This window comes from Rhizobium binxianense (assembly GCF_028994275.1).
GTDB classification, from domain to species: Bacteria; Pseudomonadota; Alphaproteobacteria; order Rhizobiales; family Rhizobiaceae; genus Rhizobium; species Rhizobium binxianense.
The window spans coordinates 158,072-175,192 of sequence record NZ_CP118713.1 but is presented as its reverse complement, the minus strand read 5'-3'; the positions used below and the strand labels follow the sequence as shown (position 1 = coordinate 175,192).

Below are 17,121 nucleotides of genomic sequence, written 5' to 3'. Positions count from 1 at the left end.
CCGGATGAGGGGCAGTCCATCGCCGCGAACCGGACAGCAGCGGGACAAGCCCGAGCATGACGAAAGAGCCGTCGGCCGAGCTGTAGTGACGCAGCCCTCAGGCTTCCATCGAATAACCGGCGCCGCGGACGGTGCGGATGACGTCCTGCATGTTGGAGAAATTCAGCGCCTTGCGCAGCCGGCCGACATGGACGTCGACGGTGCGTTCGTCGACATAGATGTCGTGGCCCCAGACGCCGTCGAGAAGCTGCGAGCGGGAGAAGACCCGGCCCGGCGACGACATCAGGAATTCCAGCAGGCGGAATTCGGTGGGGCCGAGGCGGACTTCACGGCTCTTGCGATGGACGCGATGGGTTTCGCGGTCGAGCTCGATATCGCCGCATTTCAGCACCGTCGACAGCACCTCGGGGCGGGCGCGGCGCAGCATCGCCTTGACGCGGGCAACCAGCTCGGGGGTCGAGAAGGGCTTGACGACGTAATCGTCGGCCCCCGTCGACAGCCCGCGGACGCGCTCGCTCTCTTCGCCGCGCGCCGTCAGCATGATGATCGGCAGGCGCTCGGTTTCCGGCCGCATGCGCAGGCGCCGGCAGAGCTCGATGCCGGATACGCCGGGCAGCATCCAATCGAGGATCAGAAGATCGGGCGTGCGCTCCTGAAGCCGCATTTCGGCTTCGTCGCCACGAAGGATGGTATCGACCTCGAAGCCTTCCGCTTCGAGATTGTAGCGAAGAAGCACGCTCAGGGCTTCTTCGTCTTCAACAACTGCAACTCTCGGGATCATGCGTCTCGGTCTCCTCGCGCATGATCCTTAAACCGGGGGTGATTTAAGCAATGCATCCTGCGCAAATTCACAAACTAGGCTGCGACCTCTTTGCGCGCCCGGACGGGCGCGCATGCAATTGACTGGTCCGGGCGACTGGCCCGGGCTGTCCGGGCGATTATTCCGTAACCGCGCCGACGGTGTTGGCGCTGTCGTCCTTCGGACGATCGCCTTCCGGCTGCGCGCCGGTCGCCATGTAATAGATCGTCTCGGCGATGTTGGTGGCGTGGTCGCCGATGCGCTCGATGTTCTTGGCGCAGAAGAGAAGATGCGTGCAGCTGGTGATGTTGCGCGGGTCTTCCATCATGTAGGTCAGGAGCTCGCGGAACAGCGAGGTGTACATCGCGTCGATCTCGTTGTCGCGCTCGCGGATGGCATTCGCCTTGTCGGCGGCGCGCGTCGTGTAGACGTCGAGCACTTCCTTGAGCTGGACGAGCGCCAGCTCGGACAGATGCTCGAGGCCGCGGGCGAGCTTGCGGGGAACGCCGGTGCTTTGGACGGCGATGACGCGCTTGGCGGTGTTCTTGCCGAGGTCGCCGACGCGTTCGAGATCGGCGGCGATGCGGATCGAACCCATGATCTCACGCAGGTCCGCAGCCATCGGCTGGCGGCGGGCGATGGTGACGATCGCCTTGTCGCCGATTTCGCGTTCGGCGTGATCGAGGATCACATCGTCGGAGATGACCTTCTGCGCCAGCGCGGTATCGCCGTTGACCAGTGCCCGCACGGATTCGGCGACCATCTGTTCGGCCAGGCCACCCATTTCGGAAATCCGCCTGGAGAGGAACTTCAGATCATCATCATAGGCAGAATAAATATGTGTCGATGCCATGGGGCTTTATCCTCGAATAACGGAAAGGCTTGGTGACGCCAAAATCAGCCGAAGCGACCCATGATGTAGTCCTGGGTGCGCGGATCGTCGGGATTGGTGAACATCTTGTCGGTGTCGTTCTCCTCGACGAGATTGCCGAGGTGGAACATGGCGGTGCGCTGCGAGACGCGCGCGGCCTGCTGCATGGAGTGGGTGACGATGACGATCGTGTAGTTCTCGCGCAGTTCGTGGATCAGCTCTTCGACCTTGGCGGTGGCGATCGGGTCGAGCGCCGAGCAGGGCTCGTCCATCAGGATGACTTCAGGGCTGACGGCGACGGCGCGTGCTATGCAGAGGCGCTGCTGCTGGCCGCCCGAAAGACCCGTGCCGGATTCATGCACGCGGTCCTTGACTTCGTTCCAGAGACCGGCGCGCTGCAGGCTGGTCTCGACGATCTGGTCGAGATCGGCTTTCGACTTGGCCAGGCCATGGATGCGCGGGCCGTAAGAGACGTTTTCATAGATCGTCTTCGGGAACGGATTCGGCTTCTGGAAGACCATGCCGACGCGGGCGCGAAGTTCGACGACGTCGATATCGGGATCATAGATATCGTCGGTATCAAGCGTGATCTTGCCGGTGACGCGGCAGCCGTCGATCGTGTCGTTCATGCGGTTGAGGCTCCGCAGGAAGGTCGACTTGCCGCAGCCCGAAGGGCCGATCAGCGCGGTTACGGTGTTTTCGCGGATGTTCAGGTTCACGTCGAAAAGCGCGCGCTTCTCGCCATAGTAAACAGAGACATCCTTTCCGATCATCTTATACGGGACGTTGCTCATCTTGTGATCCAGCGCCTTTTCAACTGCAGCTTCCGTCAACATGTTCATGATGTTTAACTCCGTTTACCAGCGGCGCTCGAAGCGACGACGCAAGAGGATGGCGCCCATGTTCATGACGATCAGGAACAGGAGCAGGACGATGATGGCACCCGAAGTCCGCTCGACGAAGGCACGTTCGGCCTCGTTGGCCCACATATAGACCTGCACGGGCAGGGCCGTCGAGGGATCGAGCGGTGTGGTCGGCGCGTTGGCGACGAAGGCGACCATGCCGATCAAAAGCAGCGGCGCGGTTTCGCCGAGCGCGTGCGCCAGGCCGATGATCGTGCCGGTGAGGATGCCGGGCATGGCGAGCGGCAGAACATGGTGGAACACCATCTGCATCTTCGAGGCGCCGAGGCCAAGGGCTGCGGCGCGGATCGACGGCGGCACGGCGCGAAGTGCTGCGCGCGTCGCGATGATGATCGTCGGCAGGGTCATCAGCGTCAGCACCAGGCCGCCGACCAGCGAGGCCGAGCGCGGCAGGCCGATGAAGTTGATGAAGACGGACAGACCGAGCAGGCCGTATACGATCGAAGGGACGGCGGCGAGGTTGTTGATGTTGACCTCGATCAGATCCGTCAGCTTATTCTTCGGCGCAAACTCCTCGAGATAGATCGAGGCGGCAACACCGATCGGCAGAGCGAGCACGAGCACGATCAGCATCAGGTAGAGCGAACCGATGAGGGCGACGCCGAGGCCGGCGGCCTCCGGACGGCTGGAATTGCCGTTGACGAAGAGGCCAGTGTTGAACTGCTTGTGGAGAGCGCCGCTCGCCTTCAGCTCGTTCATCCAGGCAACCTGCTTGTCGTTGACCTTGCGGTTCTTCTCATCGACCTTAAGATCGATCTGGCCCTTGCTGGCGCTGTCGACATTGGCGTCGGCGAGCACGGTAACATTGACTGTTTTGCCGATGATCGACGGATCGGCGATCACCATATCACGCAGCTGGATCGGCGCACCCTTGGAGAGCATAGCGGTTGCATCGCGCACGTCAGGGCGGCTTGCGGCATTGATGTTCAGCTGCTTGACGATCGCGTCGCGCAGGAGAACCGGATAGTTGGCGGCGACCAGAACCGAGGGGTCGGTCGCTCGCTTATTGTCGGGGTCGATCGTCTTCTCGGTGAATTCGATCGGCAGCGTGATCGCCGTCTGCTGGAAGGCGGTGTAGCCCTTGCCGATCACCGTCCACAGCAGGATGAACAGGAAGACGAGACCGAAGGTGATGGCGGCGATGCCATAGGCCTGGAACCGGCGCTCGGCGGCGTAGCGGCGCTTGATGCCGATATCGCGGCGCGCAGGCGCCTTAGAGACGGTGACGCCTGATGTGGGAGAAACAATATCCGTCATTCGTACTGCTCCCGGTATTTGCGCACGATGTAGAGCGCATAGATGTTGAGGCAAAGCGTGATGCAGAACAGCGTGATGCCAAGGGCGAAGGCAACCAGGGTCTGCGGCGAGGTGAACTCGAGGTCGCCCGTCAGCTGGTTGACGATCTTGACGGTCACCGTCGTCATCGGCTCGAAGGGGTTGATCTGGATGCGGGCGGCGACACCGGCGGCCAGCACGACGATCATGGTTTCGCCGATGGCGCGCGAGGCCGTCATCAGCAATGCGCCGACGATGCCGGGAAGAGCGGCCGGCAAGACCACTTTCTTGATGGTTTCGGAGCGGGTGGCGCCGAGACCGAGCGAACCGTCACGCAGGGCCCGCGGCACGGCGGTGATGATGTCGTCCGACAGCGAGGAGACGTAGGGAATCAGCATGATGCCCATGACGATACCGGCGGTCAGAACGCTCTGCGCCTGAATGAAGTTGGTGTAGCTGCCGGAGAGCAGGCCGCTGACCTGAGCCGAGAAATCGCGCAGGAACGGGCCGACGGTGACGAGGGCAAAGAAGCCGTAGACGATCGTCGGAATGCCGGCGAGCACTTCGAGCAGCGGTTTGGCGACGCCGCGCACCTTCGGCGAGGCGTATTCGGCCATGTAGATGGCGGCAAAGAGACCGACCGGCACGGCGACCAGCATGGCGACCAGGCCGATATAAAGCGTGCCGAGCAACAGCGGGATCAGGCCGAACTGACCGAAGGACGAACTGCCGGCACCGGCAAAACGCGGATCCCAGACGGTGCCGAAGAAGAAGTCGGCGGCGGGAACGGCGGCAAAGAAGCGCGCGGCTTCCGACAGCATCGAAAGCACGATGCCGATCGTCGTCAGAATGGCGATCGAAGAGGCGAGCAGCAGGCCCCAAAGCATGACGCGCTCGACCCGGTTGCGGGCGCGGAAGCGCGGGGCAATGGCGCGCAGCGCATAGAAGGCGCCTGCGACAGCCAGAATGAAGACAACAGCCGTCATCGCCAGCCGGCTCGTCATGCTCATGGCATTGAGCTTCTTGGCGGCGTCGAGCATGTAAGGCTGGGGCTGGCCAGCAAGCGGCACACCCTTTTCGCTGAGCTTGGCCTGGAGTGCCGCCGGATCGCCGGCGACCGCTGCGGTTTCATCCGCGGTCAGCATCGTCAGGCCGCGGGCGACCGTCGCCACCATGGAATAGCCGAGATCCTGCTCGACGGCGGCTTGCGCCTTGACGTCGGCAGGAAAGGCGCCGCGAACGGAGGATTGGATGATGCCGGGGCTGACCGACAGCCAGACGCAGAGGACGATGAGGGCCGGAAGAACCGCCCAGATCGCCGCATAGGCGCCGTAATAGGCCGGCCGTGAGTGCAATGCCGAGGATCTGCCGCCGGCAAGCGCCGTGGCCCGGCTGCGCGCGACCAGATAGGCGGCGGCACCGATCACCACAAGGCACAAAAGTATGATGGATGTGCTCATTCGTTACGTCCCCAGGCCGTAGCCCCCAAAGCCCGGCAGCTTCATCAGCCGCCTTCAGCTTCCAATCATGCGGAATGAATTCACCCTGCAGCACCGAAAACATCGGTGCGCGGGGATAAGGCAATGCCGGCGCGGGCCTGAAGGCGCCGCGCCGGCAAAGTCATTACATAGCCTTACCGGCTTCGACGTCCTTGCGGATCGCTTCGCGCTCGGCATCCGGAGCGGCGACGAGGCCGTACTCGGCGAGCGGGCCGTCAGGGCCGATCATCTGGTCGGATACGAAGAAGTTGACGTATTCCTTCAGGCCCGGAACGGCGCCGAGATGTGCCTTCTTGACGTAGAAGAACAGCGGGCGCGAAACCGGGTAGGTGCCGTTGGCGATCGTTTCCGTCGACGGAACGATGCCGTTTACGCTGGCAACCTTGAGCTTGTCGGCGTTGTTTTCATAGAAGGAAAGGCCGAATACGCCGACGCCGGTCTTGTTGGCGGCGATGCGTGCGAGGGTTTCCGGATAGTCGCCGTCGATGTCGACTGCAGCGCCGTCCTTGCGGACCGCGACGCAAGCCTTGCCCTGGGCGGCCTTGTCGGAGATTTCCTTGGCGATGACGTCAAGAGCGCCCGCAGCCTTGCAGCCGGCAGCGAGGACGTTCTGTTCGAAGACTTCGCGGGTGCCGTGCTTTTCGCCCGGGATATAGGCAGCGATATCAACAGCCGGAAGCTTCGGGTTGACTTCCGACCACTTCTTGTAGGGGTTGGCGACGAGCTTGCCGTCGACGACGACCTGGGCTGCGAGGGCCTTGTAGATGTCTGCCGGAACGTAGGCAACGTCAGGGTTGGACGAGTCGGTTGCGAAGACGATGCCGTCATAACCGATCTTGACTTCCTGGATGTCGGTCACGCCGGCAGCCTTGCAGGCTTCGGCTTCGTTCTTGTTGATCGGACGCGAAGCGTTCGCAATGTCGATGGTGTCTTCGCCAACGCCCTTGCAGAATTCCTTCAGACCAGCGCCCGTGCCGCCGGATTCAACGACCGGCGTCTTGAAGTTGGTGAAGGTTTCGCCGAAGGATTCGGCAACGATCTTTGCGTAAGGCAGGACGGTGGACGAGCCAGCAACCTGAATCTGGTCGCGGGCGACGGCAGCGCCAGCGAAAGCAGCGGTTGCAGCGAGCGCGGCAACGGTGAGCTTGAAGGTGTTCATTAGAAATCTCCCGGCATTTGGGCTTGTGTGAGTGCGGCCTGTAGAGAGGCCCTCGCAGTGCCTTTTTTCATCGGCGGGACTCTCTTAGCGCTTTAAGCACCGTCCTTTTATGTCAAATAGGTGAAACATTTGTGACAGCTTAAATAATTGATTTATAATAGAAAATTTTAACTCGACCAGCCGATCGTGTCGGCGAACGGCAAAGTCTGGCTGTCAATCTACCTCCCGTTGTAAAAACCGATCACATATCGCCAACGGACAGGTTGGGCGGCGGTTTTCTGCTTTACGTCCTATCATGAAAGTCGTTCCGTGGATGTGCCCCTCATCCGCCTGCAGCCACCTTCTCCCCGCTTGCGGGGCGAAGGGACCATGCAGCAAGCTCTCCGTCCCCATCAACCTCCCGCAAGGCAAGTCCCCTCTCCCCGTCTTTTACGGGGGTCCGAAGGACGGGTCGAGACCCGTGGCTTGACCCCGGTAAGGCTAGGGTGAGGGGCAAATCACGCGGCACGCCCGCGCGCTAGAAGCGAACCGTAAAATCGGTGCCCTTGCCGACCTCGGATTTGACGATCAGCCGGGCGCGGTGGCGGGTGAGGATGTGCTTGACGATGGCAAGGCCGAGGCCGGTGCCCTTTTTCGAGCGGCTGTCCTCGATGCTGACGCGATAGAAGCGCTCGGTCAGGCGCGGCACATGCTCGGCCGGAATGCCCGGCCCCTTGTCGACGATGCTGACCTCGACCGGCTGGCCGGTGCCGTTCTTCAGCCAGACGTCGACGACCTCGCCCTCCTGGCCGTATTTGCAGGCATTTTCCATCAGGTTCTCGAAGACCTGGACAAGCTCGTCGCGGTCTCCGAGCACCTCGACCTTACCATCAGGCAGATGCAGGTTGATGTCGACGCCGACATCCCTTGCCAGCGGCACCAGCGCGTCTCTGACATGGCCGAGCAGCGGCACCAGATCGATCTTCTCGTCCGGCGCGATATGCGATTTCAGCTCCAGCCGCGAGAGCGACAGCAGGTCGTCGACCAGCCGGCTCATGCGCGTCGTCTGATCGAACATGATGGCGAGGAAACGCGCCTGCGCCTTCAGATCGTTCTTTGCCGGTCCCTGGATGGTCTCGATGAAGCCGCGCAGCGAGGCAAGCGGCGTGCGCAGTTCATGGCTGGCATTGGCGACGAAATCCGACCGCATGCGGTCGATGCGGCGAACCTCTGAAATATCGCGGAAGGAGAGGATGAAATAACGCTCACGCGGCCCGTCATCGGCCGCGAATTCAACGGGGGCGCTGCGCACGATATAGACGCGCTCGGAGGGCAGCCGCTCGGCATGCTCTATCTGGTTCGGGGCGTTGGTGGCGATGGTTTCGCGCACCATGTCGAGCACACCAGGCGAGCGCAGGCGGGCCGATATATGGGAGCCGAGCGCCATCTCGCCGAAGGCCTTTTCGGCAGCGCGGTTCTGGAACAGCACCGAGGCGTCGTCCGACAGCACCATGACCGGGATATCGAGGCCGGAAAGCGTGGCGGAGATCTCAGGCAGGCGGCTCGGCGGCGCCTCCGGCGCGATCTCCGCCGGTTCGAGCGGCTCGGCCTTGATGACAGGCGCCTCGTTGAACAGTGCGGTCAGGACCATCGCCAGCAGCAGGACGAGCACGACCCATTTGTTCATGCCGGCAGCCAGAGCGACCAGGGCGCTGAGGATTGCTGCAAGCAGCACCGGCCGCTCGCGCCGGATGCGCGCCAACAGGCTTTTTCTCCATGGAGTTTCGTCTTGCAAGTGCCCTCGCGGCGTCGATTCGTTTTTCTTTATATTGGAACTCTGCCTGATAGCGGCAATTCATGACAGAAGTTTTCGGACTGCCGCCCCGAAGCGAAAGGCCGCAGCCGAAACCCACGAAAAATTGCCGGTCATCCGTGAAAGATTTGATTTTCAACGATAACTATGTTCGCCTGTGGGAAGAGAACAATCAGGCTGAGGAGGAACCTATGGACGAGGACGTCGAAAACAGGGCCGTGGAGCTGGAGATCCGCGGGAAGAAGCGCATCTTTGATGTCGACAATCCCGTTCTGCCGGATTGGGTGGAGGAACATGCGCTGGAATCCGGCGAATTTCCCCACAAGAAGAAACTCAAGGAAGAAGATTATGTCGAGCAGCTGGAAAAGCTGCAGGTGGAACTCGTCAAGGTGCAGTTCTGGCTGCAGGCGACCGGCAAGCGGGTGATGGCGCTGTTCGAAGGGCGCGATGCGGCCGGCAAGGGGGGCGCGATCTCGGCCTCTTCGGAGAATATGAACCCGCGCCTTGCACGCGTCGTGGCGCTGACCAAGCCGACCGAGCGCGAACAGGGGCAATGGTATTTCCAGCGTTATGTCGCGCAGTTTCCGACCGCTGGCGAATTCGTGCTGTTCGACCGATCCTGGTACAACCGCGCCGGAGTCGAGCCGGTCATGGGCTTCTGCACGCCGCAGCAATATGAGGACTTTCTCAAACAGGCGCCGCAGCTGGAAAAGATCATCGCCCATGAGGGCATCTTCTTCTTCAAATTCTATCTCGATATCGGCCGCGAGATGCAGCTGAAGCGCTTCCACGACCGCCGGCACGATCCGCTGAAAGTCTGGAAACTATCGTCGATGGACATTGCGGCGCTGACCAAATGGGGCGACTACAGCGACAAGCGTAACCGGATGCTGAAGGAAACCCATACGGATTTCGCACCCTGGACGGTGATCCGCGCCAATGACAAGCGGCGGACGCGCCTCGAACTCATCCGCCACATGCTGAACAGGATGGATTATGACGGCAAGGACAAGACGGTGCTCGGCACGGTCGATGAAGAGATCATCGGTTCAGGGCCTGGATTCTTGAAATAGGGCTTTCTGACATAGAGCTTTCTGAAATGGACGGGGGCTGAGCGGAGCGTCATTGCCCCGGCAGGATGCGGATGGCGAAGAGGTTGATGCCCCGCGCCTTGCCGTCGAGATCGCTGTTGATCGTCAACGTGCCCGGCGCATTCGGCGCCAGCGAGCGGTCGAACTTCACCTGCAGCAGCGCATCCGATTTTTCGCGGGTGACGTTGAAGCGATGGCGGGCACAATTGCCGAGCGTCTGGAAATTGCATTCAACGGTGACCTGGGTCGGCTCGTCACTGGTCGATTGCAGGGTCAGCGCGATGGTCGAGGATTTGCCGGCGAGCTGCTGCAGCACCGAAGCGGGCACGCTGATGGCGATATTTCCGTCGGCAGCCCCGCTCTCGGAAATCAGCCGGATGGCCGGGCCGTCATTTTCTGTGATTTTTTCGGTGTGCGCCCGCGGGCTGCTCTTGATCTTGTCGGCATCGTCAGGCTTGAACACCGGGATCCAATCGGCCGAGAAACTGTTCTGCGGATCGATGGTCACCGGCTGATCGGTGGGGGAAGCAGCATTGCCGGCGCTGTCGTCATTGCCGGTGAAATCCTCGGGTTGGGTGCTGGCCGGCGGATTGGCGACGCTGGTGTCGCGCTCGGCCGCCGTCAGCAGCAGGCCTGATGTATGCGCCCACCAGGCGCCGATGCCGACGAAAGCCAGCAACACGCACCAGACGAGCAGCCGCGAAAAGAATTTGCGCGGCTTGCGGCGACCGGCCGCCCGCTCCGGGCGGAAATCCATATTGGTGGCGCGCTGGCCGCGGGCAAGCCGTTCCTCGCCGACGGGGGCGGCAGCCAGATGATCGGCACTGCCGGCATGCACGTCGTCGAGGCTCGCCTCATCGCGGCGGCCGAAGATCACCTCGGGGGCGCGGGTCTCGCCTGACAGCGCGGGGCTGTCGATATCGTCGACTTCGGCGCGGTGAACCGCAGGTGGCATTTCCACGACAGGCGGCACCGGCACTTCGGGCGGCCGCTGGCGGGGGTGGAGGCGGTCGCGCTCCTCGCCTTCGATGGCGTGGATGGTGCTTTCCAGGCGATGGCGGTGATGGGCGACGACCTCGGTATCGGTGATATCCTGCTTGCGGAGACCGGCTTCAAGCGCCTGGCGGGCCGACTGATAGATCCTCGCTCGAACCTCCGGATTGTCGCGTTCGGAATTTTCGAGCGCTGTTCTGATGGCCGTTTCTAATCCGCTCACGTCTAGTCCTTCACCTTGAACTCGGCATCGGACTGCAATCCCCGCCGTTCTCCATCAAAATTCGGTAGCGGCAAGTGCGGCAAACCGCAAGCCTTGCGGGGCCGGGGCGCGGTTGATCGGCGGGGATAATCGGCAGGTTTCAGCGCTTGCAGGCCTCATTTTGTCAGCTATTGCAGACATATATTCGGGGTGAAATCGGCAAACGCATGGCAGCCACTCTTTTATCGGCTTTTCTTCTCTGTTATGAAATTGACGTTTTCGTAAACGTCAATGGAAGCGATGAGCCATGGCCCTGCCCCCGATCCTCAAAGACAAATTGAGACTGCCGGTCATCGGCTCGCCGCTGTTCATCATCTCGCACCCGGCGCTGACGCTGGCGCAATGCAAGGCCGGCGTCGTCGGCGCCTTTCCGGCGCTGAACGCCCGGCCGGAAAGCCAGCTCGACGAATGGCTGGCGGAGATCACCGAGGAACTCGCCCGCCACGACGCCGCCCATCCCGAGCGGCCGGCCGCCCCCTTTGCCGTCAACCAGATCGTCCACATGTCGAACAAGCGGCTGGAGCACGACCTCACGCTCTGCGTCAAATACAAGGTGCCGATCGTCATCTCCTCGCTCGGCGCCGTGCCCGAGGTCAACGCCGCCGTGCACTCCTATGGCGGCATCGTGCTGCATGACATTATCAATAATCGCCACGCCCATTCGGCGATCCGCAAGGGTGCCGACGGGCTGATTGCGGTGGCGGCCGGTGCCGGCGGCCATGCCGGCACGCTGTCGCCCTTTGCGCTGATCCAGGAAATCCGCGAATGGTTCGGCGGGCCGTTGCTGCTGGCCGGCGCGATTTCCACCGGCGGCGCCATCCTTGCCGCAGAAGCGATGGGCGCCGACATGGCCTATATCGGCTCGCCCTTCATCGCCACGCAAGAGGCGCGCGCCGCAGACGCCTACAAGCAGGCGATCGTCGAAGGCGCCGCCGGCGATATCGTCTATTCCAACTTTTTCACCGGCATACACGGCAACTATCTCAAGCCCTCGATCGTGGCTGCCGGCATGGACCCCGACAACCTGCCGCTCGCCGATCCCTCGAAGATGGATTTCGAACAGGCAACCGGCGGCGCCAAGGCCTGGAAGGACATCTGGGGCAGCGGCCAGGGCATCAGCGCCATCAAGGCGGTCGAGCCGGTGGCAAAGCTCGTCGACCGGCTGGAGGCCGAATACAGGGCGGCGCGCGCCCGGCTGGCGCTCTGAGGCGCGCTTTCCCGCCCCTCCCCTCTTTTTTGCCAAAGCCATGACAGGGCGCTTGAAATCTTCGGACAATGGCTGTATCAGCGCCATGCAAATCGCGGGCCGCATGCTTCGGCCGTGAAATGCCGCTTTAGCTCAGGTGGTAGAGCACATCATTCGTAATGATGGGGTCGCAGGTTCGAGTCCTGCAAGCGGCACCATTTTTCTTTCATCGCGTGCTGAAACCCCGCATTTTAAGCCTCTCTTAAAATTCTGCGTCCACCTTTGGCCATTCGGCAGGCAAAGCCTCGACAGCTTGAGCGCTATTTCACTCAAGGCGGCCGGGCTGCCCTTCATCTATATGAGCGCGACCGATATCGATCGAACGAGAGTAGGTTAGCGATTAGGAGGATCTATGAGGACATCGCTTTTAAGTCTCGCGCTTTTCACATTTAGCTTGTCCGCTGCGCAGGCAGAAGACTTCCCTCTCGCCTCCTGTGCCGGATGGAATGGAACGCTTGTCAGCAAGACCGGCATCGATTCAAGCACTGCAGTTATGGAAGGAAAGGTCACTCGAGCCGACTTCCAGGAATATTGCAAGCGAGACCCAGGATGGGAGACAACAGCCCATGGCGGCAAACTGACCGTCAAGCAGTGCGTAGCGATGTACACAAAAACCGATGGGAAAGACACGTTCCGCTCCACCGCCAATTGCAGCGAAGGCACCTTGTCCTTCGAACCTTCTGCCGGAGAACCGCTGCGTGTCACTTTCCCATTACCAGAGAATGCAGACGTATCATGCGCTTCGGGGATGCCGCCGCTGATCGAGCAGTTCAGGCTTCTCTGCCCTCAGGCGGCGCGGGAGTTTCATTTGATGGATGACGAATGACAGGAGGGCCGTCTCGGCACTCCGGTCAACAATGACATTTGCTCGGTACTTTCTGCTTCGGTACCGGGGGAGCCGGCGCCGGTAGCTTTGCAGGGAAGTTTCTCCCCGATCAAACGACCGTGAATCCGCACCGACGACAGGAACAATGCCACGGCAGAGCAGGTTTTCTTCCTGAGACAAAAACGACGGAGAAAATCATGTCCTGCAAATTCATCGCGATAACCCTCCTTTCGATCGGTTTTGCCGGCTCGGCGCTGGCGCAGACGGCCGGCGGGGCGGATGCCAATGGGCGACTTTCGGCGGCACCGATCGTTGGCGGGTCGGGGAGTTCAGGCGCCGGTTCCACCGGCACCGGTTCGGGCGGAACTGGTTCTGCCGGCGGCAGAGCGACGGGCACCGGGTCTGTCGGGACCGATCCCGGCACAACAGGCAGCACGACCGGCAATGGCGGCGTCGATCTCAACAGCGGCCGGAGCACGATCAATCCCGGTGGGGTCAATCCCGATCTGCAGCCGACGCCGGGTTGTACCGCCGGTTCCGCGGATAGCGGGTCGGCCGGCGAGGCCTGCCCGCAATGAGGATAGGGCGGATGCCGCCTGACTTCCTGACGGAATGAAAGGCTCCGGGCGAAGTGGCACCGGGACTTCGCTTCGGCCGCTCCCACGTCGGGCGAAATATCAGCTGCCGCGGGAACGGCTTTACGACTCGCGCTTGCGGACGTAAAACTACCCATCACTCCGCACATGGCACACTGCCCCACACCAGCCAGCCTGCCGATTTTTCCGGCATCCGCGGAGCACCCGAAGAGGATCGTCATGTCGAATGCAGCGCAACGCTCGAACCGCGTGCTTATCGTCGCCACCATCATGCTCGCGACCTTCATGGTGGCGATCGAGGCGACGATCGTGGCGACCGCGATGCCGCGCATCGTCGGGCAGCTCGGCGGCTTTTCCTATTACAGCTGGGTGTTTTCGGCTTTCCTGCTGGCGCAGTCGACGACCACTGTGATCTACGGCAAGCTTTCCGACATCTTTGGGCGCAAGCCGGTGCTGATCGGCGGCATCCTGATCTTCCTCGCCGGCTCTTTGCTCTGCGGGTTTGCCTGGTCGATGATGTCGCTGGTGCTGTTCCGGCTGCTGCAGGGGCTGGGCGCCGGCGCCATCCAGCCGGTGACGATGACTGTTATCGGCGATCTCTTCAAGCTCGAGGAGCGCGGCCGCGTGCAGGGCGCGATGGCGACCGTCTGGGCGACCTCGGCCGTCGTCGGGCCGCTTGCCGGCGGCATCATCGTCGACACCTTCTCCTGGGCGTGGATCTTCTGGATCAACCTGCCGATCGGCATCATCTCGATCATCGCCTTCATGATCTTCCTCAAGGAGGACGTGGCGCACAAGCAGGCGAAAATCGACTACCTCGGATCGGTGCTGTTTTCGATCTCGATCGTTGCGCTGCTGATCATGCTGACGGAAACCGATGCCAGCGGCTGGATCCTGCTGTCGCTTTTTTCCGTCTTCGTGGTCGCGGGCCTTCTCTTCCTCGCCCAGGAGAGGCGGGCGCCGGAGCCGATCATTTCGATCCCGCTCTGGAGCCGCCGGCTGATCGCCACCAGCAATGCGGCAACGCTGCTGGCCGGCATGGCGCTGATCGGGCTTTCCACAATCCTGCCGATCTATGTGCAGGGCGTGCTCGGCCGTTCGCCCATCGTTGCCGGCTTCACGCTGACCATGCTGGTCGTCGGCTGGCCTTTGGCGGTGATGCTCTCCAGCCGCCTCTACAAGGCGTTCGGCATCCGCCGCACCTTGCGCGTCGGCAGCCTGATGTTTCCCTTCGGCGCCTGCTTCCTGTTGTTCCTCACGCCGGTGAGTTCGCCTGTTATTGCCGGCGTCGGCTCCTTTTTCATGGGCTTCGGTATGGGTCTGATCAGCCTCACCAGCATCGTGCTGGTGCAGGATAGCGTCGAATGGTCGATGCGCGGCAGCGCCACCGCCTCGATCATCTTTGCCCGCAGCCTCGGCAATACGCTCGGCGCCACCGTGCTGGGGGCGATCCTGAACGCCGGCATCAACCACTATGCCAGCGGCGAAACGGCGGCGGGCCTGCATGAGGCGCTGAACCAGCCGACCGGGCTCTCGGCGCTCGCCGCCGATCCTGCCATCCGCGCCGTCTTCAATGCGGCGCTGCACTGGAGCTTCTGGGGCGTGGTCGTCGTCGCGGTGCTCACCTTCTTCACCACCTGGCTGATTCCGGTCGGGCCCGGCCGCAAGCGCGAAGGCGCGGCTGTGACAAGCGAGGCGGCTTCGCACTAAGCCTTCGACGGGGCCCATAAGGGAGATCAACGAGAACGGAAATGGGCGTCAAAAACTATTTGATCGAAGGCGTTTCCGGCAGCGGCAAAACAACGGTGGCGGAAGAGTTGCAGCGGCGCGGTTACCACGTCATCCACAGTGACCGGGAATTGTCTTATGTCGGCGATCCCGAAACGGGTGAACCCTTGCCTGTCGACAAGACCGTGACGGACAGTGTCACTTGGGTGCACGCGCATCACATTTGGGATGTCGGCAAAGTCAGATCCATGGTCGCCGATCAAGGCAAGGCGATCTCCTTCTTCTGCGGCGGCTCTCGAAATTTCTCCCGCTTTATCGATCTGTTTGACGGGGTTTTCATTCTCGACGTCGATCTCGACACGTTGAACCGGCGGCTGGCCTACAGACCGGCAGACGAGTTTGGCGGAAAACCTGCCGAACGGGCGCTGATTGTGCGATTGCATGCAACGAAAGAAAACACGCCGCAATCTGGTGTCGTCATCGACGCCACCGCGCCGATCGCCGTCGTTGTCGACGAGATTCTCTCGAAATGCGAAAATGGCTTTGCGGATATGTCGGCCGCGACGCGCCGAGAGCGGTCATCCCCGGCATAGTTCGTGCAAACTTACAGAGCATCCCAGGCTTACCGGGCATCCCGGATATCGAAGCGAACGATCTTACCACCTTCGATGCGGAAGATATGCGTGACGGTCTTGTCCTTCAGGCCGTGGCTTTGCCCCTCCAGCGGCTGGCCATTGAGATCAAAGACCGACTGGATCACCTCGACCGCGACGGCGCGGTCTTCCGTTTCCTCAAATGCGACCGGCTCGACATGTGGGCTGATGACGGCCCACTGGCGGGTCCAATAGTCGCGCACGGCCTCGCGACCATTGATATGGCCGCCATCCATGCCGTTGGCCCAGGCGACGTCATCGGAAAGGACGGCAATGACAGCGTCGATGTCTCTGGCGTTGAAGCCGGCGTAGATGCGCTTGAGCATTTCGACGTCATTGTTGGACATATCGTTTCCTCAGCGGAGGTTGAAAGATCGGCTCGGCGGCATCGAAACGGCATTGCCGAATGCGGTGCGTGGAGATATATACGTACATATGTATCTGGTGGTCAAGGAGGGGCAAGCGGAATGAATGAAGACGTGCTTTCGACACCGGGGCATCTCGTCAGTCTTGCGGCGCGAGGATTCGCGCGCTTGAGCGAGTCACGCCTCAAACGGCTCGGCTTCGGTGTCGGTCAGTTGCCTGTGCTGGTCGCGCTGCAAGATGGCAAGGCAAGCACGCAGCGCGATCTCGCCCGCTTTGCGAGAATAGAGCAACCGCCGATGGCGCAGATGCTCGCCCGCATGGAGCGGGATGGCTTGATCGAGCGGACACGCGACCCGGCTGACGGGCGCAGCAGCCGCATCGTGCTGACGAAGGCTGCACAGAAAAGCATGCCGGCGGCAATTGTGGCCTTGTTCCAGGGAAATAGGGAGGCATTGATCGGGTTCACCGATGCCGAAGCGGCACAGCTTGTCGATCTGCTCAAGCGGCTGATCGACAATCTGGATCGGATGGTGAGCACGACGTGATTTATATGGAGCGTCCGAGGACTCCGCGGCAACCAGCGCGATCCTCGGCTTAGAGGCAAGTTTGGCTTATTGGAGGAACGCTGGTGCATAAAGGATCCTGTCTGTGTGGTGCGGTAACTTTTGAGATCGAAGCCGATCTACGAGCGCCGGACGCATGCCACTGCTCCAAATGTCGCAAACAATCCGGGCACTTTTTCGCTTCAACCGACGTACCTCGACATCAGATCAGGATCCAGGGAGGCGAAAATGTGACCTGGTATCAATCCTCGGAAAAGGTGCGGCGTGGATTTTGCGCGATATGCGGATCATCACTGTTTTGGGATCCACCTCATCGCGACTGGCTTAGTGTCGCGATGGGTGCATTTGACAGCTCGACCGAAACCAAACTGAAAATGCATATCTTTGTCGCTGACAAAGGCGACTACTACGACATCACCGACAACCTGCCCCAGAATGAGCAATAGGTAACTGCTGCAGCGACGTCTGCTTCGGGCCTA

17 protein-coding genes and 1 tRNA gene are annotated in these 17,121 nt (G+C 61.5%); 9 read left to right on the top strand and 9 right to left on the bottom strand.

Annotated features, from left to right (window positions below; all coding sequences use genetic code 11):
- Positions 1–97: 97 nt before the first annotated feature.
- From phoB to phoR, 7 genes are all read right to left on the bottom strand, one after another.
- Positions 98–781: a phosphate regulon transcriptional regulator PhoB gene (gene phoB / locus PO860_RS00865; protein ID WP_010068798.1), complete on the bottom strand. Its 684-nt coding sequence runs from the start codon at positions 779–781 to the stop codon at positions 98–100.
- Positions 782–938: 157 nt separating this feature from the next.
- Complete coding sequence (gene phoU / locus PO860_RS00860) at positions 939–1,652, bottom strand: phosphate signaling complex protein PhoU (RefSeq protein WP_183605576.1); 714 nt, start codon at positions 1,650–1,652, stop codon at positions 939–941.
- A gap of 44 nt (positions 1,653–1,696) precedes the next feature.
- Complete coding sequence (pstB, locus tag PO860_RS00855; protein WP_003556197.1) at positions 1,697–2,512, bottom strand: phosphate ABC transporter ATP-binding protein PstB; 816 nt, start codon at positions 2,510–2,512, stop codon at positions 1,697–1,699.
- A gap of 15 nt (positions 2,513–2,527) precedes the next feature.
- Positions 2,528–3,850 carry a phosphate ABC transporter permease PstA gene (gene pstA / locus PO860_RS00850; protein ID WP_183605575.1) on the bottom strand — a complete coding sequence of 441 codons (1,323 nt, stop codon included), beginning with the start codon at positions 3,848–3,850 and terminating at the stop codon, positions 2,528–2,530.
- Positions 3,847–5,328 (bottom strand): phosphate ABC transporter permease subunit PstC, encoded by a 1,482-nt coding sequence (gene pstC, locus PO860_RS00845; protein ID WP_273883633.1) that lies wholly within the window; start codon positions 5,326–5,328, stop codon positions 3,847–3,849. The genes pstA and pstC overlap by 4 nt, the downstream gene beginning before the upstream one ends.
- 163 nt (positions 5,329–5,491) lie before the next feature.
- Complete coding sequence (locus PO860_RS00840; RefSeq protein ID WP_183605573.1) at positions 5,492–6,526, bottom strand: substrate-binding domain-containing protein; 1,035 nt, start codon at positions 6,524–6,526, stop codon at positions 5,492–5,494.
- Between the two features lie 517 nt (positions 6,527–7,043).
- A complete protein-coding gene (gene phoR / locus PO860_RS00835) occupies positions 7,044–8,267 on the bottom strand; it encodes a phosphate regulon sensor histidine kinase PhoR (RefSeq protein WP_273879755.1) in 1,224 nt (407 codons plus the stop codon).
- 242 nt (positions 8,268–8,509) lie between these two features.
- Here phoR and ppk2 point away from each other — a divergent pair, with 242 nt between their 5' ends.
- A complete protein-coding gene (ppk2, locus tag PO860_RS00830) occupies positions 8,510–9,391 on the top strand; it encodes a polyphosphate kinase 2 (RefSeq protein WP_272782871.1) in 882 nt (293 codons plus the stop codon).
- Positions 9,392–9,440: 49 nt separating this feature from the next.
- On the opposite strand, the gene PO860_RS00825 is transcribed toward ppk2, so the two are convergent.
- Positions 9,441–10,625, bottom strand: coding sequence for a regulator (locus PO860_RS00825; protein ID WP_183605570.1), 1,185 nt, complete (start codon positions 10,623–10,625; stop codon positions 9,441–9,443).
- Between the two features lie 286 nt (positions 10,626–10,911).
- On the opposite strand from PO860_RS00825, the gene PO860_RS00820 reads away from it, so the two are divergent.
- The 6 genes from PO860_RS00820 (at position 10,912) to PO860_RS00795 (ending at position 15,653) form a co-directional block, all read left to right on the top strand.
- The gene (locus PO860_RS00820) at positions 10,912–11,871 is read left to right on the top strand and encodes an NAD(P)H-dependent flavin oxidoreductase (protein ID WP_275038007.1); all 960 of its coding nucleotides are present in this window, start codon (positions 10,912–10,914) and stop codon (positions 11,869–11,871) included.
- Positions 11,872–11,992: 121 nt separating this feature from the next.
- Positions 11,993–12,068, top strand: a tRNA-Thr gene (locus PO860_RS00815).
- Between the two features lie 194 nt (positions 12,069–12,262).
- Positions 12,263–12,736: a hypothetical protein gene (locus PO860_RS00810; RefSeq protein ID WP_272782869.1), complete on the top strand. Its 474-nt coding sequence runs from the start codon at positions 12,263–12,265 to the stop codon at positions 12,734–12,736.
- A 197-nt stretch (positions 12,737–12,933) separates the two neighbouring features.
- On the top strand, positions 12,934–13,314 hold the full coding sequence (locus PO860_RS00805) for a hypothetical protein (protein ID WP_275038006.1): 381 nt from the start codon (positions 12,934–12,936) through the stop codon (positions 13,312–13,314).
- 237 nt (positions 13,315–13,551) lie between these two features.
- Positions 13,552–15,042: an MDR family MFS transporter gene (locus PO860_RS00800; protein WP_275033727.1), complete on the top strand. Its 1,491-nt coding sequence runs from the start codon at positions 13,552–13,554 to the stop codon at positions 15,040–15,042.
- 41 nt (positions 15,043–15,083) lie between these two features.
- Positions 15,084–15,653: an AAA family ATPase gene (locus PO860_RS00795; RefSeq protein ID WP_275038005.1), complete on the top strand. Its 570-nt coding sequence runs from the start codon at positions 15,084–15,086 to the stop codon at positions 15,651–15,653.
- Between the two features lie 29 nt (positions 15,654–15,682).
- Here PO860_RS00795 and PO860_RS00790 read toward each other — a convergent pair whose 3' ends face one another.
- Complete coding sequence (locus PO860_RS00790; RefSeq protein ID WP_183605564.1) at positions 15,683–16,060, bottom strand: nuclear transport factor 2 family protein; 378 nt, start codon at positions 16,058–16,060, stop codon at positions 15,683–15,685.
- Positions 16,061–16,180: 120 nt separating this feature from the next.
- Here PO860_RS00790 and PO860_RS00785 point away from each other — a divergent pair, with 120 nt between their 5' ends.
- Both PO860_RS00785 and PO860_RS00780 read left to right on the top strand, forming a co-directional pair.
- The gene (locus PO860_RS00785; protein WP_183605563.1) at positions 16,181–16,624 is read left to right on the top strand and encodes a MarR family winged helix-turn-helix transcriptional regulator; all 444 of its coding nucleotides are present in this window, start codon (positions 16,181–16,183) and stop codon (positions 16,622–16,624) included.
- Between the two features lie 83 nt (positions 16,625–16,707).
- Positions 16,708–17,088: a GFA family protein gene (locus tag PO860_RS00780; protein ID WP_183605562.1), complete on the top strand. Its 381-nt coding sequence runs from the start codon at positions 16,708–16,710 to the stop codon at positions 17,086–17,088.
- Positions 17,089–17,121: the final 33 nt, after the last annotated feature.

Bases quoted from the DNA above. Each gene is read 5' to 3' on its own strand.
- phoB (WP_010068798.1), bottom strand. From the start codon at position 781: ATGATCCCGAGAGTTGCAGTTGTTGAAGACGAAGAAGCCCTGAGCGTG.
- phoU (WP_183605576.1), bottom strand. From the start codon at position 1,652: ATGGCATCGACACATATTTATTCTGCCTATGATGATGATCTGAAGTTC.
- pstB (WP_003556197.1), bottom strand. From the start codon at position 2,512: ATGAACATGTTGACGGAAGCTGCAGTTGAAAAGGCGCTGGATCACAAG.
- pstA (WP_183605575.1), bottom strand. From the start codon at position 3,850: ATGACGGATATTGTTTCTCCCACATCAGGCGTCACCGTCTCTAAGGCG.
- pstC (WP_273883633.1), bottom strand. From the start codon at position 5,328: ATGAGCACATCCATCATACTTTTGTGCCTTGTGGTGATCGGTGCCGCC.
- PO860_RS00840 (WP_183605573.1), bottom strand. From the start codon at position 6,526: ATGAACACCTTCAAGCTCACCGTTGCCGCGCTCGCTGCAACCGCTGCT.
- ppk2 (WP_272782871.1), top strand. From the start codon at position 8,510: ATGGACGAGGACGTCGAAAACAGGGCCGTGGAGCTGGAGATCCGCGGG.
- PO860_RS00820 (WP_275038007.1), top strand. From the start codon at position 10,912: ATGGCCCTGCCCCCGATCCTCAAAGACAAATTGAGACTGCCGGTCATC.
- PO860_RS00810 (WP_272782869.1), top strand. From the start codon at position 12,263: ATGAGGACATCGCTTTTAAGTCTCGCGCTTTTCACATTTAGCTTGTCC.
- PO860_RS00805 (WP_275038006.1), top strand. From the start codon at position 12,934: ATGTCCTGCAAATTCATCGCGATAACCCTCCTTTCGATCGGTTTTGCC.
- PO860_RS00800 (WP_275033727.1), top strand. From the start codon at position 13,552: ATGTCGAATGCAGCGCAACGCTCGAACCGCGTGCTTATCGTCGCCACC.
- PO860_RS00795 (WP_275038005.1), top strand. From the start codon at position 15,084: ATGGGCGTCAAAAACTATTTGATCGAAGGCGTTTCCGGCAGCGGCAAA.
- PO860_RS00790 (WP_183605564.1), bottom strand. From the start codon at position 16,060: ATGTCCAACAATGACGTCGAAATGCTCAAGCGCATCTACGCCGGCTTC.
- PO860_RS00785 (WP_183605563.1), top strand. From the start codon at position 16,181: ATGAATGAAGACGTGCTTTCGACACCGGGGCATCTCGTCAGTCTTGCG.